Below are 12,536 nucleotides of genomic sequence, written 5' to 3' on the forward strand. Positions count from 1 at the left end.
CCCTATTGCTTCCGTTCGGCCAGGTCGAGGGCTTGTGCCGTCAGCGCCCTGGCCGCATCGAGCAGCCTATCGCATTCGGCGATTATACGCAACGATTTGTGCAACAGCATCGTCGCGTTTTCGAATGGTGCGCCTCCTGACAGCAGCCTTTCGGTCCTTTCTCTGAGATCGGTCGAGAACGCATTCCTCGACAGCATGCGGCTGACGGTTGCTTTCGTCACCCCCAATAACTCGGCAACGTCGCTTTGGCTGAGACCTCTGTGACGCATGAGGCCTCGAACTTCATCGGCGAGATGCGGATCTGGTTTGCGAGCATGCCGTCCCATGCCGATGCTGTTGCACAAAAGGTTGCACTTTGAAAGTGCCGCCACGAGCCTCGCACGCTTGCTGCACGGCGTGATTACCTGCCGCGGGCCCAGACGCGACGCCCCAATGGTCAGCGTCCCGCGTACCGCCGACACCCGGCGCTTCGCAAGTCTGTGGATCGCCGATCGCTCCAAGTTAAGCCGGAGAGCCCGGGCATGAGGGTCATCGAGGATCGATGGTCTCCTCCGGCGCGAGATATGACGTGATCGTCGGAGAAGTCGTCGCGCCGACATTTACGTCGTTCCTCTGCCGTGCGACGTGATCCGACGCTCCGCACCGGCTGACAGTCCGCGGCTGGCCCGACGGAGACGCGCATGTGTCCGCTTCCCGGCCTTCCGCCCGCCCGACCTCCTGGTCGGGCGGCACCACGCTTGTCCTCAAGCGCGTCCCTCCGCCGCATGGCGTTGGATTGGGATCGCGGATTGAGAGGTACGCAAGCGCTTCATGGCGGGCGAGGCGCGCCAGGCGCTGATGCTAGCCCGCCGCACGATGAGCCCCAGGTAGGGGCGAGGTTCGTGTGGATGACCTTCCACTCGCGTGCGAGGTCCTCCTGATTTGGACGTCGGGGTCCGGCGCGGCCCCCCGTGGACGTCCGGCCGTCCAGTTCGACCCCCGCCTGATGGCTTTTCACGTCGGGAGATCCGCGCAGACGCCGCTGATCGGCGGCCCACGCGGTGACCGCCTTGCCATGATCGATAGCCGTCGGCAGGTTCCTTAGCGAGGACTTGAGCGGGGTGAGCGCAACCTGCCTCGAGCGAGGATAGTCGTAGAGCTCATGGGCGGCCCACACCGGGACCATGAACCGGGCTTCTCGCTCGTCTTCTTCCACGCGACGGACACCGTGCGGGTGCCGGATCCCGGTCCGAACAGCCAGAACAGGATGTAGGTGTCGGCTAAGACGAGCGTCGTCGGCGCCGTCAGTGCTGCGGCGATCCTGGTGGAACTCGTGCTGGACGACCGTCGTCAAATGCGACCTCATCCGACTGGCCCCGCTCCGCGGGCTTCGACGAAGGTGACGATGGTCCGCTCGCCGGTGGTGCGGCTCCCCGCGCTGGCATGCGCAGGCGGCATCGCCCTCGCTGCAAGCTCGCGGCCCCCGGCTCTCGAAGCCACAGCGAGGGTCGAGACGACAACGAGGTTGACGTTCGCCCTTGTCCTCGGCGGCGCGGCGGCATCGGCTTGCGTCCATGGCGGACCCGACGCGCAGGACCGTGCGCTGGAGAGACTCGCGGCGTGGTGGCCGCCGTTCAGGAAGCCGCGAGCCGAGGCATCCGTCGGATGCGGTCCGCGAGCCGGTTCGGTCGGCCCCTACGCCTGGCACGACACGATTTCGCCGTCGGCGGCGGTTTCGCGAGGCGCCCATCCGCAGAGCAGAGGCGACGGAAGTGGAATTTCGCGGATCCCTGACAGGGACTATTGTACGGGATACTGATCCGGACTACAGAGGTTGTAGCCCGCCTCGACTCGGGCCGGTGTATCAGACCGACGACGATGAAGAGGCGGGCACCAACAGCGGAGCTGTTGGCTAGCGGGAGGCTTGGTGGCCTCCGCCGCGCTCCAAGGCGTGGCGACGATCGCCGAGTGTCTCGCACATGTCAAGGCTCCGCATACGAGGAGTAGACGATGAGCGGACCGAACATGTGGCCGTGGATCGACATCCGGATCCATGCCCCCCGTGGTTCGTCCACGGTGAGGAGACACCGACCCGCACGTCTCAGGAGGCGTTGCGGGGACCGGGGTCTCGAGGATCCGGAACCCGACTGAGGTCGGGCGTCAGCCGGGGCCGTCGTGCGTCGACGGCCCCCTTTGCGCTTGGGAGACTGACGTGGTGCCGATCGAGGACGAACTGCCGAGGACGACGCTTGATCGTGCGCTGCCGGTGCCGACGGCCATCTCCCGCGAAGGCCGCTCCCTGACCAGAGAGGAAGTGGCGATCTCCCTCGGGGTGAAGGCGGGCACCGGGTCGGTCAACGCCAAGACGATCGCGGCCAAGCGGTTCGGTCTGATCGAGCTTGATCCTAAGGGTGGCTACCGCGTGACCGATCTAGGTCGCCGGCTCGTGGCCGCACCTAGCGACGCCGATCTCCGAAGGACGGCCATCCTGCGCGTGAAACCCTTCGAGCAGTTGAAGAGATATTTCGCATCGGATTTCGATGCGATCCATCGAGACGATCTAGCTCGCGCGCTGATCGGTTTCGGCGTGGGTCCGGATCGTGCGGCTGAGGCTGCGGGCGTACTGGAAAGGTCTTGGTCGGGGAAGCCGGCCCGTGGCGAAACCGTCCCATTCGGCGCGAGGGGACGCGCGCCTTTCGTTCAGGACGCTGGCGTGGCGGATCGCGACGGTGCATCGCCGTCCCCGTCGATCGGACCGAGGGACACCCGGCCTTCCGCCGCCCTGCTCCGGCATCCTCTCGTCGCCGCCGTGCTTGCGCAGGCGCCGGAGGACCTGGCCGGGTGGGAGGCTGACCGCAGGGACGCATGGCTCGATCTGTTCGCGAGCACGGTCCGCTACCTGCGTTACGCGTGAAGGTTCCCCCTTCCGTCGGAGAGGCTGCAGGCCGGTCGTCCTATCGAGCGCCCAGGACGATGAAGCCCTTCCCGTTGGCGGGGCGCCCGCGACCAGGAGGATCGCCGGGGGCAGCATCCGCTTCGCGGCCACGCCCCCCCTTCCCTTACCCTGTTCCACTCGGCCTGAGCAGCTCCCGCGAGAGCGCATCGATTTTCTCGCATCCCCGTCGACGTCTGCGGGCGTGTGGTTGTAGAACGCGTGGAGACGCAGCCGCTTCAGCTCGCCGAGCACGAAGAGCCATTCGGCCGCATCGGGATACTCGCGCAGGAGGACGCGGGGATGCGCGAGATCGAAGTCGCCAAGCACCTTGGCTCTGTCCCTGACACCTTCGCGGGCGGCCCGCGCCGCCGACATGTGGATCGCGAGATCCTCCCGCTGCTCGTTGATCCACGCCTGTCTGGATTCCGTGGTCTTCCTCGCCTTTCCGAGGACGAGGCAGACGAACGCGGCCGACGCCGCGAGCCGACGCCGCGCCGACGTAGCCGACGGCTTGGACGAACAACTTCCGCACTCCCCCTTCCTTCCGGCCGACGGCCTTCCCTGCTGCGATAGATGGATATCCCGTTCTTCACGGCTCCCGTGGCAGGTCTGGTGCCGATCCGCTGGTGGAGCCGGTGTCCGGACGGGCGACCACGGCCGGGCCTGCCGCGTGGTGGGACACTCGTCGCGACGTTCCGCATGCACCGGTGGATCCCGACCGGACGCGGCGAGGTGCAAGACGACAGCCGTGGTCAGGCGGAGCTTCGCCAGGCTCCGCGCACCGTCCCTTGATGGTCTCGCGCCGGACTTGCAATGGCTCGAGCGTCATGGGAGCGTCAAAGACTCGACTTGAGGGGCAATGGATGTCGGACGGTATGGATGGGGCGGCTCTACGTCGGCCCGCTCGAACACCTCGCGAGCTCGGGCGGACTGGACTGGCGGACTGCATGGGCGAGGATGCGAGGCGACCTGAGGCCCGAGGCGGCTTGACGCGGAAGACGGATGGCGGCGCCAGCGTTGCTGTGAGGGGCGTCGACAATGACGTGGCCGCCGACGAGGATCTGGGCCGCTTCCTCCAGTCGGTGGCTGAGCGCGACATCGACCTCCTCCTAATGGAGGAGTTGCACGCCGATCCCCTGTTCGTACGCTTCGTTGCCGGTCTAGCTGGGTTCGGGGCCGAAGTGGTCTTCGACGGAGCATGGCACTCGCTCTGCGACGAGGACGGCGAAACCGATCTCCTGCTGCGGCTGCGCCTGCCGGACGAACGGGTCGGCCTCCTGATCGAGAACAAGATCGCGGCACCGGCGCAGGACGAGCAGGACCTGCGATACCATGTGCGCGGACGGCGGGCCCAGGAGGCCGGCCGGTTCGACCGCTTTGTGACGGCGATCTGCGCTCCCCGGGTGTATCTGGGCGCCCTTCCGACGGACACTGCCTACGAGCACTTCATCCCCTACGAGGCGATCCGCGACTGGTTCCTTGGACGCGATGACGCGCGCTCGAAGTGGCGGGCGGCGATCATGAGGGAGGCTGTGGAGCAGGGTCGACGCGGATACGTCATGAAGGTCCATGCCGGGAAGACCGCCTTCCACATGGCCTACTGGCTGCTCATGCAGGAGCGGCATCCGCAGTTCCTGATGGTTCGACCTGGGCCAAAGGGGCCGAAGTCCGACTGGATCCGGTATCGCCGCGCCGACTTCCCCAAGGGCGTGACCCTCAACCACAAGGCGGACCAGTGCTGCGTCGAACTCGAGTTCGCCAGGACCACCGTGGACGAGCTCCTCGAACGACGTGACGTGGATTGGCCAAAGGCCGTCCGGGTGCTCGCCCGTGGCGGCTCGGCTGCGCTCAGCGTAGTCGTGCCCAAAGTGGACATGGGCGGTCCGTTCGAGCCACAGCGGAAGTTGGTCCAGATGGCGCTCGATGCGGGCGTGCTGCTCGCCCCCTTCGCTCACGCGTTGCGGTAGCGAAACAGGGATCCTCCGTTTGGGCTCGAACGCGTCGGCGCCCGGCTCGCCGTCGAAGCCGCCGCCGCCGTCGTTCATAGGGGTGCTCGGTTCGGAGGCCTTGCGATCGTCGTGGGCGCCGCTGCCGTTCTTGCCGATCACTGGGGTCGACGTAGCCTTGGGCATGCCCGCAGCGGGCGGACGGCCCGGCGCACCCTTCATGACGCGATTTTGATTGGCCGCCGCCTTTCGCCTCGCCTAGCTTCTCGCCGGTACGTGCCGTTCGGAGAGAATGCAGTGCTCGGTCCTCGCAGGGACCGTTATGGGAGCGCCCCCCCGGCTATCGCGATGACAGTCTTCAGCGATAGTAGCCAAGCCCTCGCCGAAGCATAATGGGTGTAAGGTTTCCTCCTGACCTTCGGTATTCAAAGGCGCAACCGGTTGATGGCTTGAGTGAGAGATAGGGAGGGCGAGCTCCGAAATCGGTTAAACTGTTAGACCGCCTAGCTGTGAAGGATGTTTAACATGCATGCGTAGCCGATCACAAGGTCGACAAAATGGCTATCGACGTGCTCGCTTTCAAATTTGCGACTATGTGCTATGGCGCGTGGCTATCCTACGATGGCAATCGAAATTAACGATGACGGCCTGATCGTACTGGTTTTCAAGGCGATACCCGACGATGACATGTTTGGGCTGGTCCAGGCGTTGCCAGTGCGCTCAAGCGCGAAGATCAACACCGTGTTGGGCGATCGACCGCCCTTTACACACGTCCCAACGCGTGAACTGAATTTGTTCACGCGTCCCCGGTTGTTCAGCGTGGCGGTCGAGACGAAGCTGGACAACACGCCGGCGGTTTCGCCTCGATCGCCCGCGTCGAGGAATGCGACGATCGGAGCAGGCAGCGGCATGGTGACGCTCGCCGGTCGTGTGCGAGCGCAGCCGATCACGGCCGGGCAGCGCCACCGCAAGCCCTGCTGCGAGAGAGAGAGAGAGAGGCTTAGAAATGGCACCGCGGGTCATGCGGCTGTGCCATGGGACAAGGGTCGGCGCGACGCCCTGACGGCGACGCGCGCGATCGTGCCTTCGCCGAACGGCGCGCGAGTTCGGGTCAGGATGGCTCCGGGCGTGAAGCTGACCAGGTGACGGATGCGAGATGAGCGCATGGCCGACTGTCCAAGATGAGAAGTCCACCGGGCGGGACGACACGCGGAGCGACGGGGGCGGCTCGACGCGATGCTGTGGGGCTGGCCGTTCCTTCTTCCAGAAGAGGCCGTACGCCGACCGCGGAAACGTGATGGGCCCGCGGTCGGCAAGCCGTTCAGGCTCGCGCCGCGGGTTTGAGCAGGTCGGCGAGCCCGACGCGATGCAGCATCTCGGCACGCAGACGGTCTAGCACCGCGAAGCCGACGTCGGCGCCGTCCTCCGCCGGGTCGTAGTGGATGCGAAAGGGACGCGTGCCGAACGGCATGTCGATCGCCTGGACGATCCGTTCGGCCACGCCGGCGGGATCGGCATCCTCCGGCACGATCTCGGCGAATGCCTCCTGAACCAGCTTGCCGAAGCCGGCATAGGGGCCAAATTCGTATTCGGCGAGACGCGCCTGATCGTCCGGCTGGCCCGAATTCGCGAAGTGGTTGGTGCCCTTGGTGAAAGCGCCCGGCACGACGATCGTGGTCTCGATGCCCCAGCGGCTGAGCTCACGAGCGTAGATGACCGCCAGCGAGTCCATTGCGGCCTTGGCCGCGAAGTAGGGCGAGAGGTAGGGAGGCGTGCCGCCCGCCGAACTCGAACTAGACACCCAGACTAGCAGCCCGTGCCCGGCTGCACGCATGTAGGGCAGTGCCGCCCGGTTGACGCGCTGCGTACCCAGCACGTTGACGTCATACTGCTGCGCGAACTGCTCCGGCGTGAAGGCCTCGGCAGGGCCGAACATCATGTGGCCCGCATTGTGGATCACGACGTCGATGCGGCCGGCCTGTTCCATGATCGCGGAAACCGCGGCGCTGGCGGACGCTTCCGACTGCACGTCGAGTTCGATCGGTCTGACGCGGTCCCCGAACGCGTCCACTAGCTCGGCGGCCGTACCCGCATTTCTGCCCCCGACGTCGCGCATCGAGGCGTAGACGAGGTTGCCAGCCTTCGCGAGCGCCTCCGTCGTGAGGCGTCCGAACCCGCTGGAGGCGCCCGTGATGAGGATGCTCTTGCTCATGAACCATCTCCGTATTCGTAGTGATTGGGGTAGGCGTGTGGATTGGGAAGGTGCGACCGGGCGTCCCCTCGGGTGGCTGGAGGCTGCATCCAGCCAGGATCCCACCGCCCGCTGAGGGGACGCCGCCGCCGCCGCGGCAGGATCAGACGATTCCTCCGTTGGCGCGCAGGATCTGGCCGTTGATCCAGGCCCCATCGGGGCCGGCGAGGAAGGCGACGACCGAGGCTATGTCGTCAGGCCGTCCCAGCCGCTCCAGGGGCGCGAGCTTGCTGAGGTGGTCGATCACCCCCTGGGGTTTCCCGTCCAGGAATAGCGCGGTCGCCGTCGGTCCCGGAGCGACCGCGTTCACGGTGATGTTGCGTCCGCGCAGTTCCTTCGCGAGCACCCGCGTCATCGCCTCGACGCCCGCCTTGGTCGCTGCATACGGGGCGTAGGTCGGCTGGTAGAGACCGACGACGCTCGACGACATGTTGATGATCCGGCCACCGGAACGTAGCCGCTTCGCAGCCTCGCGCATGGTGTTGAACGGACCCTTGAGGTTGACGGCGATCTGGCTGTCGAAGAGATCGTCGCCGGCTTCCGCGACTGCGGCGAGTCGCATGATACCGGCATTGTTGACCAGGACGTCGACGCCGCCGAAAGCCGCCTGCGCCGCCTCGAACATGCGGGCGACGGCTGCCGGATCTCCTACGTCCGCCCGGGCGGTGACGGCGCGGCCGCCGTCCTCTTCGATCCTGCCGGCAAGCGCCTCAGCCGCCGCCGCGTCCCCGGCGTAGTTGATGACGACGGAGTGTCCGTCCTGCGCCAGCCGTGCCGCGATGGCGGCACCGATCCCTCGTGATGATCCGGTTACGATCGCTACCTTGTCGCTGTCCATGTCGTGCCTTCCGTCTGTAGTCGCCGATCCGACGACGAAGGCTATTTAGGCCTCGACGTTGTTGAGATAATCTACTGGAAAGCGACAACACTGTTTGCGAAGGTGGAACAATGGACCGTCTCGACGCTATGCGGCTGTATGCCAGGGTCGTCGACCGACGCAGCTTCACGCAGGCTGCGAGCGACCGCGGCGTGCCACGATCGACGGCGACGCAGGCCATTCGTCAGCTCGAGGAGCGACTTGGAACGACGCTGCTGCAGCGCACGACCCGGACGGTCCGCCCAACGCTGGACGGCGAGGCGTACTATAGGCGGTGCCTCGCCATCCTCGACGACGTCGAGGAAGCCGAAGGCGCCTTCAAAGATGCCCGCCCCAGCGGAATGCTGCGCATCGAGGTGCAGGGCACCCTGGCCCGGCACTTCGTCATGCCCACCCTTCCGCAGTTCATGGAGAGATATCCTGCGGTCGAGATCGCGATGAGCGAAAGCGATCGCTGGGTCGACGTCGTCCGCGAAGGCGTCGACTGCGTGCTGCGCTACGGGAGGCTTCCGGATAGCGACCTGATATCGAGGCCCATCGCCCGGCTTCCGCGGATCACGTGCGCCGCGCCCGCATATCTCGAGCGGCATGGCCGCCCTGGATCGATGGAGGAACTCGCGGGCCATCGATCCGTCGGGCTCCGATCTCTGACGACTGGAGGATTGGCCCCGTTCGAATTCGCGATTCCGGGCGGAATCCGGAAGGTCGACCTCCCGGCGCCGCTGTCGGTGACGGGTACCGAAAGCTACCTCGACGGGGTTCTGCAAGGCTTCGGCCTCGCACAGATGCCGGTCTTCCACGTCTCCGAGCATCTGGCGTCCGGGCGCCTCGTACGTGTGCTGGACGACGTCGAGGTGCCGGAGGGCCCGGTGGCGGTGCTCTATCCCCGCAGCCGGCAGCTCTCGCCAAGGGTCCGCCTGTTCATAGACTGGCTCGTGGCCCGCTTCGTCTGACGTCCCTTCGACGGTCCGGCGGAGACGTCGAGGATCAGGCACGCGTGGATCTCGCTCGACATGCCGACCTCCCCGCCCTGCGGACGTCCGAGCCGGCAGCCGAAGCGGCTGCTACCGGCGTAGTTCCACCGGTCCCGGGTCGGGTGCGGTTCCACCGTTCGCGGCATCTTCCGATGGCGGCTCGGCGTCATGCGGCCGCCGGGCCACGCCGACGCGGCGTCGCTGTCGATCGGGAGCGGCGGCGTCGCGGCCCCTCCACTGGCCGGTTGCGGCATCCGGACTTCACGGGGGCATCTCAAGGCAGCTCGCCGACCGGTCGGAACCGAGCTGCCGGACGTCAATGCTTGTCCAGGCCGCTTCGACGCATGCTGGCGAGGTGTGCACCCTTGCCCTCGACGGCACTTCGAGCGGAATGCTTGCGTCTGGATCTGTTGGCGACGGCCACGGCCGGAAGGCGCGAGGGCATGCCGGCCCGCGGGCGGGGCCGCAGCTTCCATCTTCCAGACGTCGAGCCTGCATGGGATCAGGAATCCTGCTTCGGGACGCGGCGATCCCGCATCGACGGGTCCGCGGGAGTCGCCGTCACGGTACGACGGCGATCCCCCGTTTCGGCTTCGCGTCGGTGAAGCGGAGGACGTCGCTCATGACCGCCTGCGCCTCCGGAGAGTTGAACGCGGTCTCGACCGCCACGCGATCACGGAAGCGGCATTCGCAGATCGCGAGGGTGCCCGTATCGCCGCTCCGATCCGCGGGGAAGAAGGCGGCGAGCTCCTCCAACCCATGGCGCGACCATGCCTTCATGACGAGCGGAAGATGGATCGCCGCGTAGTAATCCCGATCAAACCGCGTTTCGTCGTTTCCTTCGTATGCGACGAAGACGATCGCCTTGCCGTCGGGCAGCTGCGGGAGCGGCGTCCGATCGGACGCGATCGGCAGGATCCGATATCGCCGAAGGGCCAGGTCGGTGAATTCGGCTATGTCGGCCCGCATGCGCGCGCCCTCCGCCGATCCGAACGCCGCCTGCATCAGGTCCGCGTCGGCGAAGCGGAACTCGGTGAGAGCCATCGCTCCGTCACCATCGGACGCGGGAAGGAACGCCTTGATGCCCTCGAGGCCGTAAATGCCGTAGGCCTGCCTTGCCAGCGGGACATGCCGATCGCGGTAGTAGTCGGGGTCGAACCTCGCGCCTGATGCGCGAGGATAGGTGATGTAGAGGACTGCTTCGGAAGAAGCGGCTTCGCCTGTCATGGGATTGGAACCTTGCGGGAGGACGAGATCGGGATTCGAGACGATGTCGCTGGATCAGTCGGCGAGGAAGGCTGCGACCATCGGGTTCAGCGTCGCGGCGCATTCCTCCGGCAGCCAGTGGCCGCAGCCGGGCAGCACCTCGCCCCGCACGTCGATCGCGTATTCCTTCAACTGATCGCCCTCGAGCCTCCCCATGCCGCCGTGACCGCCGCCGCCGATGGCGAGAACCGGCATCCTCAGCTTGGTCGCGGCGAGCGGCCTGTTCCGGCGCGCGGTCTCGTTGAGCGCGCGATAGTATTCGAAGCTGCCGTGCAGCGTCGTGGGTTTGGCGTAGGAACGGCCGTAGAGATCGAGCAGCCCGGGCGTGAACGCGTCCTTGTTCGTGGCGTGCACCTTGATGAAGTGTTCGATGAAGAACCGCTCGTTGCCGCGTACCAGCCGTTCCGGAAGCAGGTTGTCGGCCGCGAAGAAGCTGAAGTGCCAGACGAGCGACTCGCCCTCGGGCGTGAACGCCGGAAACTGGTAGAGGCGATCGTCGGGAATGGGCGCCTCCATGAAGACGACGCGACGGACGTCGTCCTGATGCGCCGCCACCATGGGGTAGGTGTTCCAGATGCCGATGTCGTGGGCGACGAGATCGAACGGCGCATCGGGAGAGAAGCTCTTCGCGAACTCGTGAAGCACCGGCGCCACGTCCTGTCCGGCATACGACTTCGGAGCCCCCGACAGACCCAACGCGGGGAGATCGACCGCCACGACCGTATGGGTCCTGGCCAGCATCGGCATCAGTTGGTGCCACTCGTACCAGCTCTGCCCGAAGCCATGCACCAGCAGGACGAGCGGCCCCTTGCCGCCCTTCAGATAGTGCAGCCTCACGCCTCCCGCCTCACGGTAGCCCGGAGTGAAGCCGGCAGGCGTCGGGAACTCCTCTGCTGCGGCAGGAGCGGCGATGGCGGGTGAGGATGGAACGGTGAAGCCGGCGAGGGCGAGCGACAGCGCGACCGCCCCGCTGCGTAGCAGAGAAAACGTCATCAGGGATCTCCAATGGGAAAAAGGGAATTGGCTCGGCCTTCAGCCGAGCGCCCGCCGACCGGGCGTGAAGCCGTGCCGGCGGGCCATGGTCGCGACGGCCAGGGCGAGCAGCGAGAGCGCGAGCACCGCGTACGGGAACACGCCGGCGCCGTAGCGGTCCAGCAGCAGCCCCCCTACGATGCCGCCGGCGGCGATGGCGGCGTTCCAGACGGTCGTGACCATGGCGTTGGCAAGGTCCACGCCGTCCCCCGCAGCATCGGCCGATGCCGTCTGCAGCTGCGTGGCGGCTCCGCCGAAGGACAGACCCCATGCGACGATGCCGACGACCACCACGGCGGGCGCCGCGGCCATGAGGCCGAGGGCCAGCGCGACCGTGGCGAACGCCGTCAGGCAGGTCAGCACCAGACGCCGGAGCATCCGGTCGACGAGCACGCCGGTGACGCCGATGCCAACCAGCGCGGCGATGCCGAAGCCGAGCAGCAGAAGGCCGACCCTCCCCTGCAGTCCGGACAGCGCGGCGAACGGCGCGATGTACGTGTAGAGGATGTTGTGGGCGGTCATCCAGGCGAAGATGGTGGCGAGGATCGCGGGGATGCCTGGCGTCGTCGCCACGCTGCCGAGCGAACGCCGCCGATGCGCCGGCTGCCCTGCGAAATCCGGCACCACCCGGACCACGAGCCCGATCAGGACGATCGTAGTGGCCGACATGACGAGGAACGCCGAACGCCACCCCATCGCTCCGCCGAGAAGGGTTCCGGCAGGCACGCCGAGGGAAAGGGCGATGGGGGTGCCTATCATCGCGATGGCCAGCGCCCTGCCCTTCAGACGGTCGACGACCATTCGACGCGCGTAGCCCGCCAGGATGCCCCAGGCCAGACCGGCGGCCACCCCCGCCAGGAAGCGGGCGCAGAGGGTCAGCCAGAGCGATCCGGACAGCGCCGTCACGGTGTTGAAGATCAAGAAGCCGACGATCGCGGTCAGCAGGACGTTCCGGCGCCGCCAACCCTGGGTCGCCGCCGTGAGCGGGATCGCCGCGACCAGCGAACCGGCGGCATAGGCGGTGACCGTCTGTCCCGCGAGGGACTCCGTCACGCCGAGGCCTTCCGCGATCTGTGGAAGGAGACCGGCGGGCATCGTCTCGGTCAGGATCGCGGTGAAGCCGGTCATGGCGAGCGCGAGCAGCGCCGCCTTGGGGAGGCGATCGCGCTCCCCCGTCTCCGCGTCTGCTTGCTCGTGCGACATAGTTGGACCTGAAATGTGGATCGATCAATCCACAATCCGACTTCGGGGAGGCGTTGTCAACGACTAATGGATC

10 protein-coding genes are annotated in these 12,536 nt (G+C 66.8%); 4 read left to right on the plus strand and 6 right to left on the minus strand.

Annotated features, from left to right (window positions below; translation table 11 throughout):
• Nucleotides 1–2: 2 nt before the first annotated feature.
• A complete protein-coding gene (locus BW41_RS21390; RefSeq protein WP_161773142.1) occupies nt 3–371 on the minus strand; it encodes a helix-turn-helix domain-containing protein in 369 nt (122 codons plus the stop codon).
• A gap of 1,820 nt (nt 372–2,191) precedes the next feature.
• Between BW41_RS21390 and BW41_RS16110 the strand changes: the two genes are divergently transcribed.
• From BW41_RS16110 to BW41_RS16120, 3 genes are all read left to right on the plus strand, one after another.
• Nucleotides 2,192–2,893 carry a hypothetical protein gene (locus BW41_RS16110; protein WP_037535593.1) on the plus strand — a complete coding sequence of 234 codons (702 nt, stop codon included), beginning with the start codon at nt 2,192–2,194 and terminating at the stop codon, nt 2,891–2,893.
• Nucleotides 2,894–3,957: 1,064 nt separating this feature from the next.
• The gene (locus tag BW41_RS20195) at nt 3,958–4,881 is read left to right on the plus strand and encodes a hypothetical protein (RefSeq protein ID WP_152542361.1); all 924 of its coding nucleotides are present in this window, start codon (nt 3,958–3,960) and stop codon (nt 4,879–4,881) included.
• A 600-nt stretch (nt 4,882–5,481) separates the two neighbouring features.
• Nucleotides 5,482–6,006: a hypothetical protein gene (locus BW41_RS16120; protein ID WP_051583575.1), complete on the plus strand. Its 525-nt coding sequence runs from the start codon at nt 5,482–5,484 to the stop codon at nt 6,004–6,006.
• A gap of 175 nt (nt 6,007–6,181) precedes the next feature.
• On the opposite strand, the gene BW41_RS16125 is transcribed toward BW41_RS16120, so the two are convergent.
• A complete protein-coding gene (locus tag BW41_RS16125) occupies nt 6,182–7,072 on the minus strand; it encodes an SDR family oxidoreductase (RefSeq protein WP_037535595.1) in 891 nt (296 codons plus the stop codon).
• 142 nt (nt 7,073–7,214) lie between these two features.
• Nucleotides 7,215–7,949, minus strand: coding sequence for an SDR family oxidoreductase (locus BW41_RS16130; RefSeq protein WP_037535597.1), 735 nt, complete (start codon nt 7,947–7,949; stop codon nt 7,215–7,217).
• Between the two features lie 110 nt (nt 7,950–8,059).
• On the opposite strand from BW41_RS16130, the gene BW41_RS16135 reads away from it, so the two are divergent.
• Complete coding sequence (locus BW41_RS16135; RefSeq protein ID WP_037535599.1) at nt 8,060–8,941, plus strand: LysR family transcriptional regulator; 882 nt, start codon at nt 8,060–8,062, stop codon at nt 8,939–8,941.
• Between the two features lie 582 nt (nt 8,942–9,523).
• On the opposite strand, the gene BW41_RS21395 is transcribed toward BW41_RS16135, so the two are convergent.
• Genes BW41_RS21395 through BW41_RS16150 form a run of 3 tightly spaced genes read right to left on the minus strand, consistent with a single transcriptional unit; the run spans nt 9,524 to nt 12,463 of the window.
• Nucleotides 9,524–10,189, minus strand: a complete 666-nt coding sequence (locus BW41_RS21395) for an EthD family reductase (RefSeq protein WP_161773143.1) — start codon at nt 10,187–10,189, stop codon at nt 9,524–9,526.
• Nucleotides 10,190–10,243: 54 nt separating this feature from the next.
• A complete protein-coding gene (locus BW41_RS16145; protein WP_037535600.1) occupies nt 10,244–11,221 on the minus strand; it encodes an alpha/beta fold hydrolase in 978 nt (325 codons plus the stop codon).
• Between the two features lie 39 nt (nt 11,222–11,260).
• Nucleotides 11,261–12,463, minus strand: coding sequence for an MFS transporter (locus tag BW41_RS16150; protein ID WP_037535601.1), 1,203 nt, complete (start codon nt 12,461–12,463; stop codon nt 11,261–11,263).
• Nucleotides 12,464–12,536 lie beyond the last annotated feature (73 nt).

This window comes from Sphingomonas sp. RIT328, assembly GCF_000632225.1.
In the GTDB taxonomy this organism is placed as follows: Bacteria; Pseudomonadota; Alphaproteobacteria; order Sphingomonadales; family Sphingomonadaceae; genus Sphingomonas; species Sphingomonas kyungheensis.

Coding starts and splice junctions, on each gene's coding strand:
- BW41_RS16120 (WP_051583575.1), top strand. CDS start 5,482: ATGGCAATCGAAATTAACGATGACGGCCTGATCGTACTGGTTTTCAAG.
- BW41_RS16125 (WP_037535595.1), bottom strand. CDS start 7,072: ATGAGCAAGAGCATCCTCATCACGGGCGCCTCCAGCGGGTTCGGACGC.
- BW41_RS16130 (WP_037535597.1), bottom strand. CDS start 7,949: ATGGACAGCGACAAGGTAGCGATCGTAACCGGATCATCACGAGGGATC.
- BW41_RS16135 (WP_037535599.1), top strand. CDS start 8,060: ATGGACCGTCTCGACGCTATGCGGCTGTATGCCAGGGTCGTCGACCGA.
- BW41_RS21395 (WP_161773143.1), bottom strand. CDS start 10,189: ATGACAGGCGAAGCCGCTTCTTCCGAAGCAGTCCTCTACATCACCTAT.
- BW41_RS16145 (WP_037535600.1), bottom strand. CDS start 11,221: ATGACGTTTTCTCTGCTACGCAGCGGGGCGGTCGCGCTGTCGCTCGCC.
- BW41_RS16150 (WP_037535601.1), bottom strand. CDS start 12,463: ATGTCGCACGAGCAAGCAGACGCGGAGACGGGGGAGCGCGATCGCCTC.